The organism is Mycobacterium spongiae (assembly GCF_018278905.1).
In the GTDB taxonomy this organism is placed as follows: domain Bacteria; phylum Actinomycetota; class Actinomycetes; order Mycobacteriales; family Mycobacteriaceae; genus Mycobacterium; species Mycobacterium spongiae.
This window is the reverse complement of sequence record NZ_CP046600.1, coordinates 4848755-4875037: the sequence shown is the minus strand read 5'-3', so window position 1 is coordinate 4875037 and position 26283 is coordinate 4848755. Positions and strand designations below refer to the sequence as shown.

The following is a 26283-nucleotide window of genomic DNA, read 5'->3' as shown; positions in this document are numbered from 1 at the left end:
TGCGTACTATCTCGCCCCACCTGTCGTGATCAGCGATCCGGGCTGTCCGGATAACGACCACGCTGAGGTGGGGCGAAATCAAGCCGGTATAGCCGCCGCGGCGTATCGCAAAGGTGGAGCGAAATCACACTGTCACACCGACGCACCTGCGCCTCACCAGCGGGCCACCTCAGGGCATCCCCCCGGGCCGATTCAGACTCTCACGGCCAGATCAACGCCCGCACAGACTCGCTGAGCCCCGCCAACAGCGCACTCACATCCTGATACGCCCCCATAACAGGCCGGTCGTTGGCGCAGATAGGGCCGCATTCGCCGCACCCAGGCCAAACAAAGCCAAACAAAGCCAAACAAATCAGTTGCCGCAGAATCCAGCACCGCCGACACCGCACTCACCAACGGCAGCCACCCACCCTCGGATGTCTCGGCACCCAGCCCAGCAATTCCGGCTCTTACAATCACCCGATCACCCAGAATCACCACCATCGGTCGCCAAGTCCTCGAAAACTCAACGCCGTGAACCCGAATCACTTCGCGGCGCCCACCATCGACCCGGATGAGGGCCAACGGGATAGCTCAAGAACTCGAGACAAGACAACGCCCGGTTGAAGGAGGTGACCAACCGGACACTCGACGTCGAACGCAGAGAGCCACTCCAACCGACGCCCACAGCCGGCCTCGGTCCAGGATGGTCAACGCTAGGGGGCCAGAGTGACCGACTCCCCCGGCTGGCCGTCGATGCCGCCAGGTTGGCCACCGAGCCCTTTGGCTCCACCGAGACCTTCGATACCACCGACACCGGCGCCGCCGTTGCCGCCGTTGCCGCCGACGCCGCCGACGGCGTTGCCTCCGAATCCCCCTGCACCACCGTTGCCACCGCCGGCCGTAGACCACCCCTGCCCGCCGGTGCCGCCATCGCCGCCGTTGCCGCCGAGGCCGCCCCGACCTCCGGCACCAGCAGTTGCGATGCCAATCCCCGGGGTGTTCGCAGGCCCACCGAGTCCACCAGCTCCGCCGCGTCCACCATCAACGCCAGTGGCGCCGTCACCACCGGCACCACCGTTACCCGCGAAAAGGGAAACCGGCACCGCCCCATTGGCAAAAATGCCTCCGCCGTTTCCGCCGTTTCCGCCGTCACCGCCAGTGCTGGCACCGCCGGCACCTCCGTCACCGCCTTCGGCGTAAGGAGTACTATTGGCCTCCGCGAAACCGCCGGCTCCGCCTGCCCCTGCCGCGGTGGCGCCGTTACCGCCGTCACCGCCGTCACCACTGCTCACGAATTGCGCTGTCTGTGCTGTCGCGTAGCCGCCGTCACCGCCGTCACCACCAATCCCGGATTCTGAGGCGCCCCCGTCACCACCCGCACCCCCATAGGCCTCGCCAGCGGTGGGATCGGTGTCTAGGACCCCCTGCCCACCGTCACCACCGGTGCCGGCCGCAGCGGTGCCGGCGGCACCAGAGGTAGCGCCGCCGTGCCCGCCAGCACCACCGGTCGCTTTGCCCGCCGCTGAATCCGCGTCGCCACCCGCACCACCGTGACCACCCGTGGCCGAGACAGCATTCTGATCGGTATGAGCGGCACCACCGGCACCACCGGCACCACCGGCGGCGCCGTCACCGGCACCCGTAGCCGCACCTCCAGCACCACCGTCACCACCAACAATCTCGCCAGAATCCGACGAAGCATTCCCACCGCCACCGCCGTGGCCACCGGTGACCTGAGTGTCGCTATCGGTGCTCGTGGCCAAGCCCCCTGCGCCACCATCACCGCCCGCAGCGTTACCAGAGCCTGAAGAAGCGTCCCCACCGGCGCCAGCGTCACCACCACGAGCCTTATCCACAACAGTGTTAGCCGTGGCCGCCCCCCCATCAGCGCCCTGACCCCCTAGGGCCGCCCCATCACTGGACTGCGCGCTACCCCCAGCACCACCGGCACCCGCCGCCCCATAAGCGCTACCACCGACACCACCATCACCCCCATAAGCGTCAGCAGAGTCCGACGAAGCCGCCCCACCAGCACCCCCGGCACCGCCGGTGCCCGCACTGCTCGCCTCACCACCATCACCACCGGCACCACCATCACCACCCAACGCAACCCCACCACGAGCGCCAGCAGCCCCCCCATCACCCCCGTCACCAGCGAGAGTCCCGCCGCCAGCGCCCACACCACCATCACCCCCGGTCGCGTCACCGGAATCCGCGACGGCAGACCCACCATCACCACCCCTACCACCGACATCGGTGGCGCTGGCACCATCACCACCCTGCCCACCCACAGCGATGCCACTGTCGGCATCAGCGTCGCCACCATCACCACCAAAACCACCATCCAGGGCCTTGCCCGCGGTGTCGCCACCCACGCCACCATCACCCCCCAGGGCCTGACCAGAATCGGTCAACGCCGCCCCACCATGACCACCCCCACCACTAATGGAGCCCTGCCCACCGGCACCACCATCACCACCCCACGCCACCGACAGGTCGGAAATGGCCATCCCACCGTTACCACCGAAACCACCCTCACCATCATCGGGATCACCATCGAAGACATGAGCATCACCCCCCATACCACCATCACCACCACGCGCTACCCCACTATTCGACAATGCCTCACCCCCATGACCACCATCGCCAGCAGTGTCAGGAGCATCACCCCCCACACCACCATCGCCACCGGTAGCGCCACCGGAGGCCGCGCCGGCATCTCCACCCTCACCACCGTCACCACCAGCCACGGCACCCTGCCCACCATCACCACCAGCACCACCACGCGCGTTCCCAGAATGCGCCGACGCCTGCCCACCAACACCACCGACACCACCGGTGCCATGACCGGTGGCCTGGCCACCCTCACCACCATCACCACCGAACGTGGCAGCGTCACCGCCGGGGAAAACCGTCGCATCCCCACCGGCACCACCCGCACCGCCGAACTGGTGCACCGTGTCACCACCAACACCACCATCACCCCCTACAGCGAGCCCAGAACTGGTCCGGGCGTGCCCACCGTTACCACCGTCACCGGCACCACCGATACGTGCTGATGACGCCCCACCAGCCCCACCGTCGCCGCCGAGCGCAACACCGTTATCGCCCACAGCCAAAGTCGCATTCCCACCATCACCACCACGGCCACTATCACCGCCATTCGCGACGCCCCCATCACCCCCATCGCCACCAAGGGCGGTGCCCTCACCTCCCGACAACAACGTTTTCGCGTCCCCTCCATGGCCACCATCACCACCATGACCATTAGCGACAGTGCCAAAACGACCGGAACCACCAACACCCCCATCCCCACCATCACCACCAGTCGGATCAGAACCAGTCGCGCCACCACCATGCCCACCCACACCGGCGTCACCACCACGACCACCACCAGGAGAGGTCGCCGCACCTCCGGTGCCACCGTCACCACCACGACCACCAGCACCACCGGTGGCAGCGGTGCCGATCGCATGACCACCCACACCACCCGCACCACCTACACCACCATTGTTGTCGCTGGAGTCGGCGCCGATGATGCCGCCCTGCCCGCCAACCCCGCCGTCACCACCATCACCACCGGTAGGACCAACACCCACAGCCTTACCTCCCGAACCACCAGCACCACCGGCACCGCCATCACCCACAAATCTGCCGCCTCCACCAGCCCCACCCTCACCACCAGCCCCGCCGGTCGGATTGTGACCCTCGGCACTACCACCAGCACCACCGCCACCACCATCACCACTACGACCGACCTGAGGCGAAGCCGCACCACCATCACCACCGTCCCCACCCGCGCCACCTCTAACCCAGCTGGAGTCCTCGCTACCGAAAGCCTTACCACCCGCACCACCATCCCCACCCGCACCACCATCACCAGGACTAGTGCTTTCACCCCCATCCCCACCATCACCACCGGCCCCGCCCGTGGCATTGTGACCGCTCGCCCCACCACCAGCACCACCCGCACCACCATCACCACCGAAACCGCGCCAGTTCCGGGCCGAGCCGCCCTCACCCCCAGCACCACCGGTTGTCGAGCCCCCCGTCCCGGAATTCGTCGCCGAACCACCCTCACCCCCCGCACCCCCCGAACCACCATCCGGGCTAGTCGCTTCACCACCATCACCACCACCACCGCCAATGGCATGACTACGCGCACCGCTCACCTGCGCGGAACCCCCATCACCACCAAGACCACCCTGCGTACGAGCGACCCCCCCATCACCACCAGCACCCCCCTGAGCAAACCCGTTATCACCACTCACAGACGCGTCCCCCCCGCGACCACCCGCCCCACCGGTCCCACCATCGCCGCCAAAACCACCCTTCCCACCATCCCCACCATCGCCCCCACTCCCCGAACCCCCATCCGGGCTAGTGGCGTGACCACCATCACCACCGGCACCACCAACACCACCAAAACCTTCACCACCATCACCACCATCACCACCACGACCGAAACCATTTCCACCCAACGCGATCGCCTCACCACCATCACCACCGGCACCAGGACCATCTTCGCTGCGACTGCTGCCGCCGTCACCGCCGTGACCGGCGAACACCGAGCCAGTACCCGTAGCCGTAGACCCAGCACCACCATCACCACCCACACCACTCGCTGCGTCGCCGCCGTCACCACCAGCACCCCCCCACGCGGCCCCATCGTGCGCTGTCACCGCACCAGCATTCCCACCAGCACCACCGGCACCCTTGGACGTTCCACCACCGTCACCAGCATCAGCACCGAAAGCATCCCCGCGATGGAATGCGTTCGCCTCACCACTATCCCCACCACGACCACCATCACCATCACCACTCAACGCGTACCCGCCGCGACCACCGGCTCCAGCGGATGCCCCCGACCACCCGTCCGCATCACCACCATGCCCACCAGCACCACCATCCAGAGCGCCATCACCCCATGCACCCGTGTCACCCCCGTGCCCGCCCCGCCCACCAGCAGCCACACCTTCTATTGACGTGGCCCCACCACCATCCCCACCATCCCCACCATCACCACCGACCAAGGAGTAGCCACCCGCACCACCATCTCCCCCGGTTGCCCTTTGCCGCCCAAGCGCCTGGCCACCACTACCACCATCACCACCACTACCACCAACAACAATCCCGTTCGCTTTCCCCCCGTCACCGCCGCTACCACCATGCGCTGTCCCCGCGTCTGACCGGGCAGAACCTCCATCCCCACCAAAACCACCATCACCAACCCCCCCAGAAGAACCACCCACGCCACCATCCCCACCGCTCGCGTCCTGCAACCAGCCCCTCGAGAACCCTTCGCCACCAGCACCGCCATCACCACCATCGCCACTGACCGCATCACCACCGCCACCACCCGAACCACCGGTCGCGGCGCCATTGGTCGAGCTAGCGGCACCACCGGAACCCCCATGACCCCCATCACCACCCTGGGACCCACCAGCCCCGCCACTACCCCCAGCACCCCCTACAGAGTCGGCGTTGCTGCCATCACCCTCAGACGCCAGGCTGTTGGTGTCGCTACCCCCATCACCGCCATTGCCGCCGTCGCCGACAGCGCCCACGGCATCACCCCCATCACCCCCAGCAGTGGCCGCAGACACCTGCTCCCCGTTGGCATACACCGCATTAGCACCATCAGCACCATTACCACCATCACCGGCAACCCCACGGGCGTTGCCGCCATCACCACCGGGTAGGCCGGCCACACCGCGCCCGCCATCACCGCCATCACCGACCAACCACCCGCCCTCACCACCACGACCACCGCCGAGGCCGCCACGGCCCCCGTTACCGAACAGGCCCGCATCACCACCGCCACCACCGACACGACCCATCCCGGTCGCGGCACTGATACCACCGGCCCCGCCGTTGCCGCCATTGCCGAATAACCAGCCTCCCGCACCACCGCCACCACCGGCCGCGCCGGTCCCGCCGGCCCCGCCGTGGCCACCGGCGCCGATCAACCCCGCGGCCCCACCCGCGCCACCGGCTTGACCCGCGACACCGTCGCCACCGTTGCCGCCGTTACCGATCAACCAGCCCCCCGCACCACCGGCCTGCCCCGGCCCGCCATGGGCGCCATCGGCGATCAACCCTCGCCCCGTGAGTGCCAGCGTGGGCGCGTTGACCGCTTCCAGCGCGGCTGCGACCAAGGGGGAGGCGTTGGCGGTCTCGGTCACCGAGTACGCGCCGCTGGCCATGAGCAGGGTTTGCACAAACTCGCCGTAGGAGCCCGCGACCTGCACGCTGACGTCGTGGTAGGCCCGCCCGTGTTGGGAGAACAGTGCCGCGATCGCTGTCGATACCTCGTCGCTGCCGGCGGCTAGCAAACCCGTGGTGTGCGTGGCGACGGCGGTGTTCGCTGCGCTGACGGCCGCGCCTACGCTCGCTAAATCGGTTGCGGCGGCTTCTATTATCGCCGGTGTTGTGATGACATACGACATAAGACGTCCCCTGTCGTTCGGCCCAGCAGTGCTGGTGTGGCAAATCACCCGAGGACTCACCGTATGCACGTACACACGGCCACCGGGAGGCGAATCGCCATAAACCCTCGCCGCAACTGGCAGGCCCCCGATAATCGGTCCACCTGGTTTTGGAGCCAGGCTGTGATTGATGCCGATTTCAGTTGTTGGTCCGATGGTTGCCGTTGAGGCACTGCGTTCGTAGGCGGTTGTTGAACGATTCGATGTGGCCCGCGGCGCCGCGGGCGGGATGTAAGTCATCCCTACCTTCCCGGCGCAAAACGATTGCAGAGCCTGAGAAATGAGGTCCCGATCGTGTCCATGCGCAGCACCATCGGCGGGCCACCGGCCGGGGCGAAACACTCTCCAAGTCCTCGATCAGCCGCTCGGCGGGGATCGAGCGCTCCACGATATGCGGTAACGATTCGCGGGTGTGCTTATCGAGGATCGAGGTAGTCTTGCCGGCGTTGCCAGCGATAGTGGAGTTGAACTGGAAATCATTCGCCCACAGGATGTTTGGCGTATCGGCGGCTTTCCTGCCCTAGTCGTGGCGCAGGGAGGTCTACGCACGGCGAAACCTGTGGTGGGGGTGGTCGGTGGAGTAGTCGCGCAGCCTGCCGCGTGGCCCCGCGTCACGGTCAGCCGGAGCCTGGGTCACGCAGAGGTAGTGGGTGGGTCGAACGAGCCAGCCCGACGGCTGTGCGCGCAAACCGCGCGGGCATACCCAGAACCGCCGTGAGCATGCTCACGGTGCGTCGGTTGGTGGCCGGGCTGAAGATTTCCTTTCGTTACCTCTCGCGCAGCGTCCTTGTGGGGCTCGGATTCGGTCGGCAGCGGTTTGATGCGTGGATTCTGCTACCGAGGCTCCTTGGCGGCGTCCGCATCCGTGCCGCGATAGGCGCGGCCGCAGTGGTGTGGCGTCGCCGCGGACGCGGCACGCTCGGTGGATCTCGTTGTTGGTGTTGCGCCGCGGCGAGTTCGTCGGCGGCGCAGCTTAGGCACCGCGTCCGAAGCGGGTTGGTTTGTGCGGCCAGCTAGGTGATTGATCGTCGTTACTGGCCCCCACCCAGGGCCAGCGGGCCTCTAAGACACGGTGGACTCAGTGCTTGGGGACACGCCTGTTGTGGGAAGGCTTTTCGCGTCTCGGTGGTGGGGTGTACGTGCCTACGGTGGATGCTCGGGTGATTTGCCACACCAGCACCGCTGGACCGAACGACAGGGGACGTCTTATGTCGTATGTCATCACAAGACCGGGGATAATAGAAGCCGCCGCAACCGATTTAGCGAGCGTAGGCGCGGCCGTCGGCGCAGCGAACACCGCCGTCGCCACGCACACCACGGGTTTGCTAGCCGCCGGCAGCGACGAGGTATCGACAGCGATCGCGGCCCTGTTCTCCCACCACGGGCGGGCCTATCACGACGTCAGCGTGCAGGTCGCGGGCTCCTACGGCGAGTTTGTGCAAACCCTGCTCATGGCCAGCGGGGCGTACTCGGTGACCGAGACCGCCAACGCCTCCCCCTTAGTGGCGGCGGCGCTGGCGGCGGTCAACGCGCCCACGCTGGCACTCACGGGGCGAGGGTTGATCGCCGATGGCGCCCATGGCGGGCCGGGGCAGGCCGGTGGTGCGGGGGGCTGGTTGATCGGTAACGGCGGCAACGGTGGCGACGGTGTCGCGGGTCAAGCCGGTGGCGCGGGTGGGGCCGCGGGGTTGATCGGCGCCGGTGGCCACGGCGGGGCCGGCGGGACCGGCGCGGCCGGTGGTGGCGGTGGTGCGGGAGGCTGGTTATTCGGCAATGGCGGCAACGGCGGGGCCGGTGGTATCAGTGCCGCGACCGGGATGGGTCGTGTCGGTGGTGGCGGTGGTGATGCGGGCCTGTTCGGTAACGGGGGCCGTGGCGGCCTCGGCGGTGGTCGTGGTGGTGAGGGCGGGTGGTTGGTCGGTGATGGCGGTGATGGCGGGCGCGGTGTGGCCGGCCTACCCGGTGGTGATGGCGGCAACGCCCGTGGACTCCACGGCGACGGCGGCGACGGCGCTGACGGGGCTGACGCGCAATACAACAACGGGCAGAAGACGTCGGCGGCCCAGCCTGGCGGTGACGGGGGTGATGCCCTCGGTGGTGTCGGCAATGGCGGCAACGGCGGTAACGGCGGCAACGACACCAACAACCTGCTGCTTCCGGCGGACACGGAGGCCGAAGGCGCTAAGGGTGGTAATGGTGGTCATGGCGGGAACGTGGCTGGTGTTGGCGGCGCGGGTGGCAATGGGGGTCAGGCCACCTCGCAATTCGGCAACAACCCCGACGTCTTCGACGCACTGGGCGGCGATGGTGGTGCCGGTGGTGCCGGTGTGGGCGGCGCCGGCGGCGCCGGCGGTGATGGTGGTAGTGGCCACGCGCCAAACGGTCGGGCGGCTGGCGGCAACGGCGGCCACGGCGGCAGTGCAGCTGGGCTTGGCGGGTCTACGTCAGACGGTGGTGACGGTGGCAACGCCGGCACAGGGACGGGGCGGCTAGGCGCAAAAGGCGGCCGTGGTGGGTTTGGTGGTAACTCGGCGGAGGCGGGTAACGGCGGTGCCGGCGGTAGCGGTGGTGACGCCATCTCCTCAACCGGTACGGGACGCGGTGGTTTTGGCGGTTTCGGCGGTAGCGCGAAGAACGGTGACGGTGGTGCTGGTGGGAACGGTGGCACAGCAACGGGGCACCATGCATTTGGAGGCCAAGGTCGTCCCGGTGGCAAGTCGACGGTGGCGGGTGACGGCGGTGCCGGCGGGCATGGCGGCGCGGCGACCGCATCTGCGGGACAGGCCGTCGGCGGCGTGGGCGGCGCGGGTGGTGATGCGGTAACCGGTACCGGTGGGGCCGGGGGCAAGGGTGGTGTCGTCGACGCCACGGGCGGGAACGCCAGAGGCGGTAAGGGCGCAGACGGCGGGAATTCGGAGCGGGGTGTGGGTGGTGCTGGTGGCGCAGGGGCGCAGGCGTCTGGGAACGGACAGCTGGTGAAGGGCGGCGACGGCGGAAAAGGCGGACACGGCGGCATCGGCAACCCAGACGCCCCCCTCGTCGACGGTCGTGGCGGGGCGGGTGGGGCCGGTGGGGAGGCGTTCTCCACGGGCAACTCCAAGAGTGTCGGCGGTCACGGTGGTCGTGGTGGTGACGGCTACGTCGGTGGTGCCGGCGGTGATGGTGGTCACGTGTTAAACACGCACGGAGGAACGGTGGCCGCCGGTTGGGGCGGGGCGGGGGGCGCCGGAGCCCTAATTGGTGGGGACGGCGGCGACGGCGGCGGTGCGACCGCGAGTACCAACGCTGGTGAAGCTGTCGGGGGTTGGGGGGGCGAAGGGGGGGACGGTGTGCTGTTCGGCGGCCACGGTGGTGACGGAGGATTCGCACAGGCTAACGGCAACAACAACCAAGCCGTTGGGGGTCCCGGGGGCGATGGCGGGGGTGCGGCCGGCGAGGGCGGAGCTGGAGGCGATGGTGGGCGAGCAGATACTTCCGGAGTGGGTGGCACAACAAAGGGTGGAGAAGGGGGCGCAGGCGGACGAACGGCAGTGGATGCCGGCGGTAAGGGAGGCCAGGGCGGCAATGGTGGCGACGCTGCAGGTAGCAAAGCCGTCGGCGGGAACGGGGGCAAAGGCGCCGATGGCGGATCGACCGACCAAGTCGGTTTCGATGGTGGTGATGGTGGTGATGGTGGTGCCGCCAGCGGTGATGGTGCCCTAGGCGGAATAGGCGGTGCCGGTGGCAAAGGTGGTTCCGCCGGTCTTGGTGATGGTGGGAAGGGCGGTAGCGGCGGTCACGGCGGCGACGCTGAGGGTGTTGATGCGCGTGGTGGTCAGGGTGGTATTGGTGGCGGTGGTGGGATGAGTGCCGGTGGCGCGGGGGGCGCGGGTGGTGCTGGTGGTGCTGGTGGTGATGCGGTCGGTACGGGGTCGAGGGGTGGTGTTGGTGGCGACGGTGCCAATGGTGGTCGCGGCGGCACCGCGCAACTCGGTGGCGTCGGCGGGCAGGGCGGTGATGGCGGTGATGCGAAGGGTTTCAGGCCCACCGGCGGTGCGGCCGGTAGCGGCGGTAAGGGTGGTGATGGTGGCGCCGGTGGCGCGTCGTCCGGTGCGGGTGGTGGTGGCGGGGTTGGTGGTGGCGGTGGCCAGGGTGGTGACGCTATTGGTTGGTATGGAGAAGGGGGCGGTGGTGGTGCCGGGGGTGCGGGTGGCAGTGGCGGCGCTGGTGTTGGTGGTGGTGCAAACGGCATTGACGGTGGTGGTGGTCATGGGGGCGATGGTGGTGACGCGATAGCGGCGGGAACGCCGCCGGCCGTGCCTTTAGAGGACGGTGCGGTTGGTGGTGACGGCGGGCTCGGTGGTGACTCGGGCAACGGTGTTGCCGGTCGTGGTGGTGATGGTGGTGACGCGATCCTCGGTGTTGGTGAAACCCATTCCGCCAAGGGTGGTGCCGGTGGTGTCGGCGGTCAGTCGCTCGCGGGGACTGCCGGTGACGGTGGCTCTGGTGGTGATGCGCAGGCAGATGTGGCGCAACAGGTGAATGGCGGTGCCGGCGGCAAAGGTGGTGACACTGGTTCTGGTGTTGCTGGTCGGGGTGGGAATGGTGGGTATGCGTCCCTTCAGGGAAACAGCGTCAATGGGAGTGAGGTCACCAGCGGCAACGGTGGTGACGGCGGTGGCGGTGGCGAGAGCGGGCGTGGCGGTCACGGTGGTGGCGGGGGCTGGGCGTCGTTCCAAGGTTCTGCGGGGCAGGCGACGGTTAATAGCGGGAATGGAGGTCGTGGCGGGGATAGTGGTGCGGGGTTTGACGGTGGGCGCGGCGGGGATGCCCAGTTCGCGAATAATTGGGGGTCGGGACCAGCGGCCGGTGGTGCGGGCGGTGTCGGTGGCCGGGGCGGGGCCGAGGGTGGGAATGGCGGTAAGGGCGGCAACGGAGGCAATGCAACAGTCGGCGGTTCAAGCGGCGCGGCGGTGGGTGGTGCTGGTGGTGTTGGTGGTGTTGGTGGCGACAACGGCGGTAACGGCGGTAATGGGGGGCAGGGCGGCAACGCGTCGGGCCCCGTTGCTGTTGCCGGTGATGGTGGCGCCGGTGGTGCGGCCGGCCAGGGCGGCTCCGCCGGTGCCGCCGGCACCAACGGGCAAGCGTAGCCCGCACCCACACGCCACCTACCCGAGCGCAACTCAACGAATAGTTCCTTTTCCTGTCCCCGTGGGGGCAGGGTTTAGGTATCGGCGCGAAACTGTGCGGCGGAATCCGGGCCGCGATTGCTTAGCGGTATCCGCATCCGTGTCGCTATAGGCGCGGCGCCTGTTGTATGGCGTCGCCGCGGACACCGCAAGCTCGGTGGCGATCTCGTTGTTGGTCTTGCCCGCCGCGGCGAGTTCGTCGGCGCGGCGCGGCTTAGGCACCGCGTTCTCAGTGGAATGTGTCTTGCGGCTAGCTAGGCGATTGATCGTCGCTTCCGGCTCTACCGGGGGCCAGGGGACCTCTAAAACACGGTGGACTCATTCATGGGGGACACGCCCGCAGTACGGAAGCTTTTGGGCTCCCGGTGGTGGGGTGTACGTGCCTACGGTGAGTGTTCGGGTGATTTGCCACACCAGCACCGCTGGACCGAACGACAGGGGACGTCTTATGTCGTATGTCATCACAACGCCGGCGATAATAGAAGCCGCCGCAACCGATTTAGCCAGCGTAGGCGCGGCCGTCAGCGCAGCGAACACCGCCGTCGCCACGCACACCACAGGTTTGCTAGCCGCCGGCAGCGACGAGGTATCGACAGCCATCGCAGCCCTGTTCTCCCACCACGGGCGGGCCTACCACGACATCAGCGTGCAGATCGCGGGATCCTACGGCGAGTTTGTGCAAACCCTGCTAACAGCCAGCGGCGCGTACTCGGTGACCGAGACCGCCAACGCCTCCCCCTTAGTGGCGGCGGCGCTGGCGGCGGTCAACACACCCACGCTGGCATTGACCGGGCGAGGGTTGATCGCCGATGGCGTCCACGGCGGGCCGGGGCAGGCCGGTGGTGCGGGGGGCTGGTTGATCGGCAACGGCGGCAACGGTGGCGACGGTGTCGCGGGTCAAGCCGGTGGCGCGGGTGGAGCCGCGGGGTTGATCGGCGCCGGTGGCCACGGCGGGGCCGGCGGCACCGGCGCCGATGGTGGTGGCGGCGGCGCGGGAGGCTGGCTATTCGGCAACGGCGGCAACGGCGGGGCCGGTGGGGTGAGCGCCGCGACCGGGATCGGTCGTGTGGGTGGTGGCGGTGGTGATGCAGGCCTGTTCGGTAACGGGGGCCGTGGTGGCCTCGGCGGTGGTCGTGGTGGCGAGGGGGGGTGGTTGGTCGGTGATGGCGGTGATGGCGGGCGCGGTGTGGCCGGCCTACCCGGTGGTGATGGCGGCAACGCCCGTGGACTCCACGGCGACGGTGGCGATGGCGCTGACGGTGCCGACGCGCAATACAACAACGGGCAGAAGACTTCGGCGGCCCGGCCTGGCGGTGATGGGGGTGATGCCGGTCAGTTTGGTGATGGTGGGCGCGGCGGTAACGGCGGCAACGACACCAACACCTTGGAGGCGAACGGCGATGGCACAAACGCGGACGCCAAAGGCGCTCACGGTGGTGATGGTGGTGCTGGCGGGACCGCGGCTGGTGTTGGCGGCGCGGGTGGCAATGGGGGTCAGGCCACCTCGGATGAGGGTGACGCACACGGTGGGGATGGTGGTGACGGTGGTGCCGGTGGGAATGGTGCCGGCGGCAACGGCGGGGGCGGTGCCGGCGGTGATGGTGGTCGTGGTCTCGCGGCAGACGGTGTTGCAAACGGCGGCGACGGCGGCAACGGCGGCAGCACAGCTGAGCATAGCTTGTTCGCGTCAGACGGTGGTGCTGGTGGCAATGGCGGCACAGCGACCGGGGAGCGGGCATTTGGTGGCCTCGGTGGGAATGGTGGTAACTCGGCGGAGGCGGGTAGCGGCGGTGCCGGCGGTAGCGGCGGTGACGCCACCTCCACAACCGGTATGGGCAGAGGTGGTCTTGGTGGTTTCGGCGGTAGCGCCAAGAACGGTAATGGTGGTGCTGGTGGCAACGGCGGCGCAGGGCAAGGGCCGGAGGCAGTTGGAGGCGCCGGTCGTGCCGGTGGCGAGTCGACGGTGGCGGGTCACGGCGGTGCCGGCGGGCATGGCGGCGCGGCGACCGCATCCGAAGGAGACGCCACTGGCGGCGTGGGCGGCAAGGGTGGTGATGCGGTGACCGGTACCGGTGGGGCCGGCGGCAAGGGTGGTGTCGGCGACGCCACGGGCGGGGACGCCGCAGGCGGTAACGGCGGTGACGGCGGGAATTCGGAGCGGGGTGTGGGTGGTGCCGGTGGCGCAGGGGCGGCTGCGGTCGGCGATGGCGAGGAGGTGACGGGCGGCGGCGGCGGAAACGGCGGAAACGGGGGCATCGCCGTCGACGGCGCCCCCCTCGTCAACGGCCGTGGCGGGGCGGGTGGTGGCGGTGGGCTGGCGTTCTCCACGGGCGACTCCGACAGTGAAGGCGGTGACGGTGGTCATGGTGGTGAGGGCTACAACGGTGGTGACGGTGGTGACGGTGGTCACGTGTTTAACACGCAAGGTGGAAAAGCTTCCGGCGGTTGGGGCGGGAACGGAGGCAGCGGGGAGCGATTTGGTGGGGTCGGCGGCAAGGGCGGCCCCGCGGCCGCGAGTACCGACGGTTCTGAAGTTAGAGGCGGTTTGGGAGGCAACGGGGGTGACAGCCAGCTGTGGGGCGGTGATGGTGGTGACGGAGGATTCGCACAAGTCATCGGCAACGACAACGACGCCATTGGCGGTGCTGGAGGCAACGGCGGGGAGGGGCGCGGCAGCGGCGGAGCTGGAGGCGAAGGTGGCCGAGCAGACAGTAGTGGTGGAGTGGGTGGCACAACAAGGGGTGGAGCTGGGGGCGCGGGCGGGCGAACGTTACTGGATGTCGGCGGTAAGGGAGGCCAGGGTGGCAATGGTGGCGACGCTGCCGGTAACAATGCCGTCGGCGGGGCTGGGGGCAATGGCGCCGATGGCCGATTGAGCGACGAGGTCGGCCGGAGTGGTGGTGCTGGTGGCGATGGTGGTGACGGTGGTTACGCCACCGGTAACAATGCCACCGGCGGAAAAGGCGGTGCCGGTGGCAAAGGTGGTTTCGCTGCCAATGCTGAGGGTGGTGAGGGGGGGAATGGCGGCAGCGGCGGTCACGGCGGCGACGCTGATGGCGCTCATGCTCGTGGCGGTCAGGGTGGTGCCGGAGGCGGCGGTGGGATGAGTGCCGGTGGCGTGGGTGGCGCGGCTGGCGTGGGTGGTGATGGTGGTGATGCGACGGGTTTCAATCCCACCGGCGGTGCGGCCGGTGACGGCGGCAAGGGTGGTGACGGTGGCGCCGGTGGCAACGGCGGGGTTGGTGGTGCCGGTGGCCAGGGTGGTGACGCTATTGGTTGGTATGGAGAAGGGGGCGGTGGTGGTGCGGGGGGTGCGGGTGGCAGTGGCGGCGCTGGTGTTGGTGGTGGTGCAAACGGCATTGACGGTGGTGGTGGTCATGGGGGCGATGGTGGTGACGCGATAGCGGCGGGAACGCCGCCGGCCGTGCCGCTAGAGGACGGTGCGGTTGGTGGGGACGGCGGGCTCGGTGGTGACTCGGGCAACGGTGTTGCCGGTCGTGGTGGTGATGGTGGTGACGCGATCCTCGGTGTTGGTGAAACCCATTCCGCCAAGGGTGGTGCCGGTGGTGTCGGCGGTCAGTCGCTCGCGGGGACCGCTGGTGACGGTGGCTCTGGTGGTGATGCGCAGGCAGATGTGGCGCAACAGGTGAATGGCGGTGCCGGCGGTAAAGGTGGTGACACTGGTTCTGGTGTTGCTGGTCGGGGTGGGAATGGTGGGTATGCGTCCCTTCAGGCAGACAGCGTCAATGGGAGTGAGGTCACCAGCGGCAACGGTGGTGACGGCGGTGGCGGTGGCGAGAGCGGGCGTGGCGGTCACGGTGGTGGCGGGGGCTGGGCGTCGTTCCAAGGTTCTGCGGGGCAGGCGACGGTTAATAGCGGGAATGGAGGTCGTGGCGGGGATAGTGGTGCGGGGTTTGACGGTGGGCGCGGCGGGGATGCCCAGTTCGCGAATAATTGGGGGTCGGGACCAGCGGCCGGTGGTGCGGGCGGTGTCGGTGGCCGGGGCGGGGCCGAGGGTGGGAATGGCGGTAAGGGCGGCAACGGAGGCAATGCAACAGTCGGCGGTTCAAGCGGCGCGGCGGTGGGTGGTGCTGGTGGTGTTGGTGGTGTTGGTGGCGACAACGGCGGTAACGGCGGTAATGGGGGGCAGGGCGGCAACGCGTCGGGCCCCGTTGCTGTTGCCGGTGATGGTGGCGCCGGTGGTGCGGCCGGCCAGGGCGGCTCCGCCGGTGCCGCCGGCGCCAACGGGCAAGCGTTCGGGGAAGCGTAGCCCGCACCCACACGCCAGCTGCCCGCGCGACAAGCCGTGTCGTTTCTGTATCGCCGTGCGGCAGGGCGCAGGTATCGGCGTGAAACTATGCGGCGGATCCGGGCTGCGATTCTCGGCTCACGGGTTCACCGGAGTCGCCTGAGGTTTTGATCAACACATCGTTCGGTGTTGCGCAGATGGGCGGGCGTACTTTCGTGCTTGGTCGTCTTTGATGGGAGCCGGTTAGCCGGGCGACTGCGCCAGTGTTACGTCTTCGGCCTGGGTCGCGTACGGCACGACGGAGGTGGCGCCGTCCTCGTCGGAGATTGCGGTTTGAGGGGCCGGCTCCGGGTCGGGCGTATGTCCTGCACGGCTTCCTAGCCGTCGGATTCGGCCGACAGCCGTTTGAGTCGCGCATTCTGCTAACAGGCTCCTTGGCGGCGTCCGGCAGTGGTGTGGCGTCGCCGCGAACGCGGCAAGCTCGGTGGATCTCGTTGTTGGTGTTGCGCCGCGGCGAGTTCGTCGGCGGCGCAGCTTAGGCACCGCGTCCGCAGCGGAATGGTTCGTGCGGCCAGCCAGGCGATTCATCGTGGCTTTCCGCCCCCAGCCGGGGCCAGGGGGCCTCTAAGACACGGTGGACTCAGTGCTTGGGGACACGCCTGTTGTGGGAAGGCTTTTCGCGTCTCGGTGGTGGGGTGTACGTGCCTACGGTGGATGCTCGGGTGATTTGCCACACCAGCACCGCTGGACCGAACGACAGGGGACGTCTTATGTCGTATGTCATCACAAAACCGGGGATAATAGAAGCCGCCGCAACCGATTTAGCCAGCGTAGGCGCGGCCGTCAGCGCAGCGAACACCGCCGTCGCCACGCACACCACAGGTTTGCTAGCCGCCGGCAGCGACGAGGTATCGACAGCGATCGCAGCCCTGTTCTCCCACCACGGGCGGGCCTACCACGACATCAGCGTGCAGGTCGCGGGATCCTACGGCGAGTTTGTGCAAACCCTACTGACAGCCAGCGGCACGTACTCGGTGACCGAGACCGCCAACGCCTCCCCCTTAGTGGCGGCCGCGTTAGAAGCGGTCAACGCGCCCACGATGGCATTGACCGGGCGAGGGTTGATCGCCGATGGCGCCCACGGCGGGCCGGGGCAGGCCGGTGGTGCGGGCGGCTGGTTGATCGGCAACGGCGGCAACGGCGGCGACGGTGTCGCGGGTCAAGCCGGTGGCGCGGGCGGGGCCGCGGGGTTGATCGGCGCCGGTGGTCACGGCGGGGCCGGCGGCACCGGTGCGGCCGGTGGTGGCGGTGGCGCGGGAGGCTGGTTATTCGGCAATGGCGGCAATGGCGGGGCCGGTGGCGTGAACACTGGCGCCGGGGTCGGCGGTGTGGGTGGTGCCGGGGGTCATGCCGGTTTGTTCGGTAACGGGGGCCGTGGCGGCCTCGGTGGTGGTCGTGGTGGCCATGGCGGGTGGTTGGTCGGTGATGGCGGTGACGGTGGGCGCGGTGTGGCCGGCCTACCCGGTGGTGATGGCGGCAACGCCCGTGGATTCCACGGCGACGGTGGCGATGGCGCTGACGGTGCTGACGCGCAATACAACAACGGGCAGAAGATCGATGCCACCCCCGGGGGCAATGGGGGTAATGCCGGTCAGCTTGGCGATGGTGGTCGTGGCGGTAACGGCGGCAACGACACCAACACCGTGCTTTCGGTGGCTGAAGAGCCCAGGTTCGCCGAAGGTGCTGACGGTGGTATTGGGGGTCGTGGCGGGGCCGTTAGTGGTGCTGGCGGTGCGGGTGGCGATGGGGGTCAGGCCATCTCGCAATTCGGCACCGACGACCAAGCCCTTTCCGCAGTGGGTGGCAATGGTGGTGCCGGTGGGGGTGGTGTCGGTGACGACGGCAGGGGCGGCGCCGGCGGTGATGGTGGTAGTGGCCGCGCACCAAACGGTCAGGCGGCCGGTGGCGACGGCGGCAACGGCGGCAGTGCAGCTGGGCGCAGCGTGTTCACGCCAGACGGTGGTGACGGTGGTGCTGGTGGCAACGGCGGCACAGCGACGGGGCGGCTAGGCGCAGACGGCGGCGCCGGTGGAGACGGTGGTAACTCGGCGCAGGCGGGTAACGGCGGCGCCGGCGGGAGCGGTGGTAACGCCATCTCCACAGCCGGTGGGGGCGAAGGTGGTCTTGGTGGTGTCGGCGGTAGCGCAAACAACGGTAACGGTGGTCGTGGTGGGGAAGGTGGCGCGGCGAAGGGACTGGATACAACTATTGGAGGCGATGGCGGTGCGGGTGGTGCCTCGACGGTGGCTGGTGACGGCGGCGCCGGCGGGAGCGGTGGTGACGCCACCTCGTCAGCCGGGGAGGCCGCGGCTGGTGTAGGTGGCGTCGGCGGCATCGCGGTGAACGGTGACGGCGGTGCTGGTGGCAACGGCGGCACAGCGACAGCGACGGGGCAGGACAACGGCGCTGGCGGAGGCTTCGGTGGTGCTGGCGGTGCCTCAACAGCCAGGGGTAACGGCGGTGCCGGTGGCAACGGTGGTAACGCCACCGCGGAAAACGGTGCGGCGGTGTCTGGTCTAGGCGGTGTCGGCGGCGCCGCAGCAACCGGTAACGGCGGTGCGGGTGGTAACGGCGGCACCGCCACGGGGCCGCTGTACGCACAATCTGGAGTCGGTGGTGCGGGTGGCGCCTCCACGGTGGCGGGTGACGGCGGCGCCGGCGGGCATGGCGGCGCGGCGACCGCATCCGCCGGACACGCGGTCGGCGGCGTGGGCGGCGCGGGTGGCGATGCGGTGACCGGTACTGGTGGTGCCGGAGGCGAGGGTGGTGTCGGCGACGCCACGGCTGGGAAGGCCGTAGGCGGTATGGGCGGTGACGGCGGGAATTCGGAGCGGGGTGTGGGTGGTGCCGGTGGAGCAGGGGCGGCTGCGGTCGGCGACGGCGAGCAGGTGGCGGGCGGCGACGGCGGAAACGGCGGAAACGGCGGCATCCACGCCGGCGGCGAACCCCTCGTCGACGGCCGTGGCGGGGCGGGTGGGGCCGGTGGGGAGGCGTTCTCCACGGGCGACTCCCACAGTTTCGGCGGTGACGGTGGTCGTGGTGGTGACGGCTACAACGGTGCTGCTGGCGGTGCTGGCGGTCACGTATTGAACACGCACGGAGGAAAAGCCACCGCCGGTTGGGGCGGGGCGGGAGGCGACGGGGTGTTTGGTGGGTTCGGCGGCAGCGGCGGCGCCGCGACCGCAAGTACCAACGGTGGTGAAGCTTTCGGGGGTAAGGGAGGCGAAGGGGGTAACAGCGTGCTGCGGGGCGGTCGTGGTGGTGACGGAGGATTCGCACAGGCTAACGGCAACAACAACCAAGCCGTTGGCGGCGCCGGGGGCAATGGCGGGAAGGGGGGCAGCAAGGGCGGAGCTGGAGGCGATGGTGGCCGCGCAGATACTTCCGGAGTGGGTGGCACAACAAGAGGTGGAGATGGGGGCGCAGGCGGACGAACGACAGCGGGTTTCGCCGGTGACGGAGGCCAGGGCGGCAATGGTGGCGACGCTAGCGGTAGCAATGCAGTCGGCGGGGCCGGGGGCAAAGGCGCCGATGGCGGATCGGGTGACCAGATCGATTTCCCTGGTGGCGTTGGTGGTTCCGGTGGTGATGGTGGTGCCGCCAGCGGTAAGGGTGCCGTAGGCGGAAATGGTGGTGTCGGTGGCACAGGTGGTTTCGCCGGTCGTGGTGATGGTGGAGTGGGCGGCAGCGGCGGTCACGGCGGCGACGCTGAGGGTGCTGATGCGCGTGGTGGACGTGGTGGTGTTGGCGGCGGTGGTGGGATGGGCGCCGGTGGCGTGGGGGGCGCGGGTGGCGCGGGGGGCGCTGGTGGCGATGCGGCCGGTGACGGATCGACCGGTGGTGGTGGTAGCGACGGCGGTGATGGTGGTCGCGGCGGCACCGCGCAACTCGGTGGCGTCGGCGGGCAGGGCGGTGATGGCGGTGATGCGACGGGTTTCAATCCCGCCGGCGGTGCGGCCGGTAGCGGCGGTAAGGGTGGTGATGGTGGCGCTGCGGGGTTAGGCGACGGTGGCAATGGCGGTGTTGGTGGTGGCGGTGGCCACGGTGGTGACGCGATTGGTTGGTATGGGGAAGGGGGCGGTGGCGGTGCCGGGGGCGCGGGTGGCAGTGGCGGTGCTGGTGGTGGTGGTGGTGGTGCGAACGGCAATGACGGTGATGGTGGTCGTGGGGGCGATGGTGGTGCGGCGATAGCGGCGGGAACGTCACCAGGCCTGCCGCCGGGCGTGCCGCCGGTCGATGGTGCGGTTGGTGGCGACGGTGGGGACGGTGGTGGCTCGGGCAACGGTGTGGGTGGTCGTGGTGGTGATGGTGGGAAGGCGATCCTCGGTGTGGGTGAAAGCGATTCCGCCAAGGGTGGTGCCGGTGGTGGCGGCGGTGCTGGGGGCGTGGGGGGTACCGGTGGTGGAGGTGGCTTCGGTGGTGGTGCGCAGGCCAGCGTGGCCCATCAGGTGAGCGGCGGTGGCGGCGGCGCGGGCGGTGCGGGTGGGCTGTTTGGTGGTGTCGGTGGGATCGGTGGGGATTCAAGCCTGCAACGCAGCGGTGGTGACGGTAGTGCGGTCACCGGCGGTGCTGGCGGTGTCGGCGGTGCTGGGGGTATTGGCGGTAACGGGGGTGACGCGGGCTCCGCTGTTGGTGCGGCAACGCGCGTCGTCGGAGGCACCGGCGGCAAGGGCGGTGCCGGCGGTCGTGGTCTTGCTGGTGGTAATGGCGGACGAGGTGGCACGGCCTACAACACCGGAGGTGACTTGGCGAAGGCTGGCGCCGGTGGTGGTGGCGGTGCTGGTGGTGACGCCGTTGTTGACGGCGGTAACGGCGGTAACGGTGGGGTGGGTGGTAACGGTGGCCAGGCCTACGGTCAGGGAGCAACCGGCCCCACCGTCGGCGGGGACGGTGGTCCTGGTGGCCCCGGTGGTACCGGTGGTAGCGGCGGTTCCGGTGGTAATGGCGGGGACGGTGGTAACGGCGGGCCCGCGTCTGGCCCTGATGCCAGCGGCGGTCGTGGTGGTAGCGGTGGTGCGGCCGGCGGTCAGGGCGGCTCTCCCGGCCACAACGGAAACAACGGGCCAGTGGTCTAGCCCGCACGCTGCGGCGAGTTCGTCGGCGCGGCGCGGCTTGGGCGCGGCGTTCTCAGCGGACTGGTTCGTGCGGCCAGCTAGGTGATTGATCGTCGTTTCTGGCCCCTGCCCGGGGCCGCGTTCCTCTAAGACTCGGTGGACTCAGTGGTTGGGGACACGCCTGTGGTGGGAAGGCTCTTCGCGTCCCGGTGTGGGGGTGTGTGTGCCTACGGTGGGTGTTCGGGTGATTTGCCACACATGCACCGCTAGAACGAACGACAGGGGACGTCTTATGTCGTATGTCATCACAACGCCGGCGATAATAGAAGCCGCAGCAACCGATTTAGTGAGCGTAGGTGTGGCCGTCAGTGCAGCGAACACCGCCGTGGCCACGCACACCACAGGTTTGCTAGCTGCCGGCGGCGACGAGGTATCGACAGCGATGGCGGCACTGTTCTCCCACCACGGGCGGGCCTACCACGACATCAGCGTGCAGGTCGCGGGATCCTACGGCGAGTTCGTGCAAACCCTGCTCATGGCCAGCGGGGCGTATTCGGTGACCGAGGCCGCCAACGCCTCACCGTTAGTGGCGGCCGCGTTGGAGGCGGTCAACGCGCCCACGATGGCACTCACGGGGCGGGGGTTGATCGCCGATGGCGTCCACGGTGGGCCGGGGCAGGCTGGTGGTGCGGGGGGCTGGTTGATCGGCAACGGCGGCAACGGTGGCGACGGTGCAGCAGGTCAGACCGGTGGCGCGGGTGGGGCCGCGGGGTTGATCGGCGCCGGTGGCCACGGCGGGGCCGGCGGCACCGGTGCGGCCGGTGGTGCTGGTGGCGCGGGAGGCTGGTTATTCGGCAACGGCGGCAATGGCGGGGCCGGTGGCGTGAACACTGGCGCCGGGGTCGGCGGTGTGGGTGGTGCCGGGGGTCATGCCGGTTTGTTCGGTAACGGGGGCCGTGGTGGTGTGGGTGGCGGTCACGGCGGCAACGGGGGGTCGTTAGTGGGTAGCGGCGGCAACGGCGGTAATGGCCACTTCGGCCACAACGGTGGTGATGGCGGCAACGCCGGGCGGTACGGCAACGGCGGCAATGGTGGCAGCGGCAGCGACGCCGAACACACTGAATTGAAGGAGACCCTGTGGGCAGCCGGTAAAGGGGGTAACGGCGGTCACGGTGGTTCCATCGAAGGTGATGGTGGTCACGGCGGTAACGGCGGCGACGACATCAACGAATTGGTGATTTATCCGCTTGGAGACCCAGCACCCGCCATGGCCGGTCAGGGCGGTGATGGCGGTAATGCTTTGGGGATCGGCAACGGGGGCAACGGCGGCCACGGCGGCCGAGGCGCATTCCTCTGGTATGACGGCGACGCCTTCGGCGGCAACGGCGGTCAGGGTGGCAGTGGCGGTCAGACCAGCGGCGATGGCGGCCACGGCGGTCATGGCGGGGATGCGCATTCGCGCAACGGCGGCTATGCCGGCGCCGGGCGGGGTGGCAGTGGTGGGGAGGCGACCAGCGGCAACGGAGGTGACGGCGGCCACGGCGGCCACGTAACGCCCGATCTACACCAAATCCGGGCGGGTGCCGCGTACGGCGGCGATGGTGGTCATGGTGGTGGCACGATCGACGGCACCGGTGGCGCCGGCGGCAAGGGAGGCCACGCACAGGGCTATGCCTACGGCTTTGGTGGCTACGGTGGCAACGGCGGAAAGTCAGAGCTGGGCGTCGGCGGTAACGGCGGTATTGGCGGACTCGCGGATGTGGTGGTCGCTACGGGGGGCACCGCGACGGGCGGTAACGGCGGCGTCGGTGGTAGCGGCGGGGCCGGTGGCGGGAACGGTGGTGCCGGCGGCAACGTATTGGTCTTTGAGGACGAGTCCGTTGATGTCGGCGATAGCTTGATGTTGCGCGGGGGTGATGGTGGTGCTGGTGGTGCCGGTGATGGGCACGGCGGCCGCGGGGGCTCGGCGACCTTCCACCATGTTCTTGGTGCATCGGTTTCTGGGTCGGCGCAGGTGCAGGGTGGTGATGGCGGTGATGGCGGGGCTGGAGGCGTCGGACGTGGTGGTGGTGATGGTGGTCAGGGCGGTGCAGCGAGAAGCATCTTAGAGGCCGGTTCGGTGACTGGTGGGGATGGTGGGGGTGGTGGGAACCACGATGTGACGGTGCGTGGTGCCGGCAATGGTGGGGATGGTGGGGATGGGGGGTCCGCTTCGTCCGCGGGGGATGCGACCGGAGGTGCCGGTGGGCGTGGTGGTTTTACTGGCCGTGGGCAGGGTGGTGAGGGGGGTAGTGGTGGAGCCGCGACCACCTCTGGCGCTGGTGGCTCGTCGGGTGGTGCAGGTGGCGCCGGTGGTGATGCGGTCGACGGCTGGGGCGGGAATGGTGGTGACGGCGGGAAGGCAATCGTGAGCAACAGTTCTGGCGCGGCCACCGCCGGTGATGGCGGTGATGGCGGGCGGGCTGGCACTCTCGGCGGCGATGGTGGTGATGGTGGTGCGGCGATTGCGGTGTCCGGTGCGGCCACCGCCGGTGACGGTGGTGCCGGCGGTGACGCTGTCAAAGTGGGTGGTGATGGTGGTGATGGTGGTGCGGCGAGCGCGGCGTCTGGTGCTGGTTTCGGTGGTCGTGGTGGTGACGGTGGTGCTTCCACGAGCGCGCTGGCGTGGAGTGCCGGTGGTCATGGTGGTGATGGTGGCACCGCCGACGTCGGTGTGAGCAGCTCGGGTGTCGTCCATGGAGGTACGGGTGGTTCCGGTGGTGCCTCCACCGCCGGCACCGGTGGTGGCGGTGGTACGGGCGGCGACGCCGTGGCGAAAGCCGCGGTGACCGTGGCCGGCGGTGATGGTGGTAACGGAGGTGCGGGTGCAGCCGCGGGTGGGGCTGGCGGCCACGGCGGTAGGGCGGATGTCTTTGAGGAGACCACCCGTTCCACCACCGTCACCGGCGGCAAAGGCGGTGGCGGCGGCGCCAGTGGCGGTGGTGACGGCGGTAGCGGCGGTGATGGTGGTGACGCGAACAACAATGAAGGACTTGGTGCTGGGGTTGTGAAGGGGGGTAACGGGAGTGGCGGTGGTGACGGCGGTAGCGGCGCTGCCGGTGGACGCGGCGGGGATGGTGGGGACGGCGGGACAGGCTTTCACGCCGGGTCCGGCAGCGCAGCAGGTGGTCGGGGGGGTTGGGGCGGTGACGGCGCTACCGGCGGCGATGGCGGCGACGGTGGGCGGGGCCATATCGTTGAAGGAGGCTCGGCAGCCGGTGGCTTCGGCGGTGGTGGAGGCGACGGCAGCGACGGTAACGGCGGTAAGGGCGGCGACGGCGGCAATGCGATTGGTGGCGATCCTACCGGCGGTGACGGGGGTCGCGGGGGTGACAGTGTTGGCGGCGTGGGTGGCGACGGCGGCAACGGTGGGGATGCTGACGGTGAAGGCGATGGTTTCGGCGGCGAAGGTGGCGACGGTGGCCAACCCGGCGGTAGCCACGGCACGTCAGGATCGGTGTCCAACGGATAGTTCAGAGTCCTTGCCGAAGCGGATAAGTGGGCAGCCGGGTTAGTCGTTGTCAGGGCGGGTGGCTCCGGGGGAGAAACCCTCGTCGAGAGACGATTCGGTCCCGCAGACGGCGGGCACGGTGGCTCCGGTGCTGACGGCGGCGGTAACCGAGGTGACGGTGGGAATCCGGGCTGAGACTCTCGGTGCCCACGGGTTCACCCGGGTTACGTGTGGTTGTGATCAACATCGGTCGATGCTCCGCAGATGGGCTGGCATACCTTGGTACTTGCCGTCTTTGACCGGAGCCGGCTAGCCGGTCCACTACGCCAGTTCCGCGGTTTCGGGTCAGGTCGCCTCCGGCACGACGGAGGTGGCGCCTGCCTGGGGGTGGCGGTGTTGCGGGCGGCCCCAGTGTCTGTGATGAATATCGCTCAAGCGTCGGGGGGTGAAAGTGCATCTTCGGCATTCGCCAAGGTCACTTCAGCGCCGAGACCAGCTATCGGCTGATGTGCAGTGAACGGCTTCACGCCAGGCTGACCGTAACGCCGTTCGAGAATGCCGAATCGTGCAGCTCGACCGTGTCGACATGGGTGATCCCCCGCGGAACATCGAATGAAAGCACCACATCGATGCTGTTGCCCGGGTTGATCTCCTCGTTGGCTGCGCCCGACCAAATTGCGGCCATCGTGTTCACGCTGTACTCACGCCCGCCGGCCATCAGCTTCTGATTGTCCGCGTAGAACGTCTGTGCCCGATGGCCGATGTTGGTGACCGTCAAGCGCACGTTGACGAACATGCCCTGGGCCTCGACAGTCATGAACTCGTTACTCGGTTCGCCAGCGGTGCTCGACGTATCCATCGAGTTCACAACGAATGCGAACTTGCCGTCGCGCGCCTCCTCGCCGATTCGCGGCACGGCGGCCGGCACTGACGGCTCGGCAGTCGCCTCAGCCGTGGCATCCGGAGGCCCGATCGGAGCCCCACGCTGGACTGAGGATGTAACCGCGGAATCCTCATCGATATCACTAATGGATGCTCCTACAACGAGCAGCGCGCCGCACCCAGCGAAGAAGAACACCACCGCGCCGACCAGCACCCACGGCCACACCGACCGCTTTCGCATTGGGGGGCCAATCGTGGCCCACTGATGACCATCCCAATACTGAGTTCCCGGCTGGCCAGTCGGGTTTGGATACCAGCCGGGAGGTATCGGCTGATTCATGAACTGGACGCTACGCTCGGTCACGAGTCCGGGGAACCCCCGGCGCCGGCCGTTTGGCGCGAAGCCGTCCAAGTCGATTCACCGTCCTGGGTCATAGGCCAGCGCCGCCTCGAAGGCCAGCAGGCTGATGGTAGGGCACATCGGTAGATCCTGAACGCTCCCCGATCGCGTCCTCTTTTGCACCAGCCGTCGCCCACGATGGGCACTCCATCCGAGAACAGCTACGACCAGGTGGCTCACGGAACGCATCCAACTGCAGGGAAGCCGACATGCCGACGAGGCCACGAACTCACACCGGAAAACACCATCAGGAAAGTGACGCGGAAGGGCCGTCGCGCTCGGCAGTGTGGTCAGTGCTATCTCGAACGCCGTAAAGAGAGTAGGCGAAGCTCAGAGTCGTACGTCGCGCCAACGGGCGCCGGTGCACTAGGCAAGTCTGCATCCATGGTGCCGAGTACCGACTGCGCACCGATAAGCCCCAATGAAACCCCTGATATCAACGCATCATGTGGCAAAGGAAAGCGGTTGAATGCGCATGAAACGGAGAGACCGCAGTGCTGGTGGTGGGCG

Annotated in this window: 5 protein-coding genes and 1 pseudogene; 4 read left to right on the top strand and 2 right to left on the bottom strand. The window is 68.7% G+C overall.

All coding sequences use genetic code 11. The features are described 5' to 3' along the window. Window positions 1-695: 695 nt before the first annotated feature. Window positions 696-6431 (bottom strand): PE family protein, encoded by a 5736-nt coding sequence (locus tag F6B93_RS19485; RefSeq protein WP_211696543.1) that lies wholly within the window; start codon window positions 6429-6431, stop codon window positions 696-698. 1247 nt (window positions 6432-7678) lie between these two features. Here F6B93_RS19485 and F6B93_RS23510 point away from each other — a divergent pair. The 4 genes and pseudogenes from F6B93_RS23510 to F6B93_RS19460 all read left to right on the top strand — a co-directional run bounded on the left by F6B93_RS23510 (window position 7679) and on the right by F6B93_RS19460 (window position 24512). Beyond that, window positions 7679-11599 carry a PE family protein gene (locus F6B93_RS23510; RefSeq protein ID WP_281426113.1) on the top strand — a complete coding sequence of 1307 codons (3921 nt, stop codon included), beginning with the start codon at window positions 7679-7681 and terminating at the stop codon, window positions 11597-11599. A 487-nt stretch (window positions 11600-12086) separates the two neighbouring features. Beyond that, window positions 12087-12842 (top strand): annotated as a pseudogene (locus F6B93_RS23860) (PE family protein); the annotation flags it as partial. Between the two features lie 3815 nt (window positions 12843-16657). Then, window positions 16658-21022: a PE family protein gene (locus F6B93_RS19465; protein WP_211696542.1), complete on the top strand. Its 4365-nt coding sequence runs from the start codon at window positions 16658-16660 to the stop codon at window positions 21020-21022. A 271-nt stretch (window positions 21023-21293) separates the two neighbouring features. Next, entirely contained in the window at window positions 21294-24512 is a 3219-nt protein-coding gene (locus tag F6B93_RS19460; RefSeq protein WP_246540876.1) for a PE family protein, read from the top strand. A 502-nt stretch (window positions 24513-25014) separates the two neighbouring features. Here F6B93_RS19460 and F6B93_RS19455 read toward each other — a convergent pair. Next, window positions 25015-25713, bottom strand: a complete 699-nt coding sequence (locus tag F6B93_RS19455) for a DUF4352 domain-containing protein (RefSeq protein WP_211696541.1) — start codon at window positions 25711-25713, stop codon at window positions 25015-25017. Between the last annotated feature and the right edge of the window lie 570 nt (window positions 25714-26283).

Coding starts and splice junctions, on each gene's coding strand:
- F6B93_RS19485 (WP_211696543.1), bottom strand. CDS start 6,431: ATGTCGTATGTCATCACAACACCGGCGATAATAGAAGCCGCCGCAACC.
- F6B93_RS23510 (WP_281426113.1), top strand. CDS start 7,679: ATGTCGTATGTCATCACAAGACCGGGGATAATAGAAGCCGCCGCAACC.
- F6B93_RS19465 (WP_211696542.1), top strand. CDS start 16,658: ATGTCGTATGTCATCACAAAACCGGGGATAATAGAAGCCGCCGCAACC.
- F6B93_RS19460 (WP_246540876.1), top strand. CDS start 21,294: ATGTCGTATGTCATCACAACGCCGGCGATAATAGAAGCCGCAGCAACC.
- F6B93_RS19455 (WP_211696541.1), bottom strand. CDS start 25,713: ATGAATCAGCCGATACCTCCCGGCTGGTATCCAAACCCGACTGGCCAG.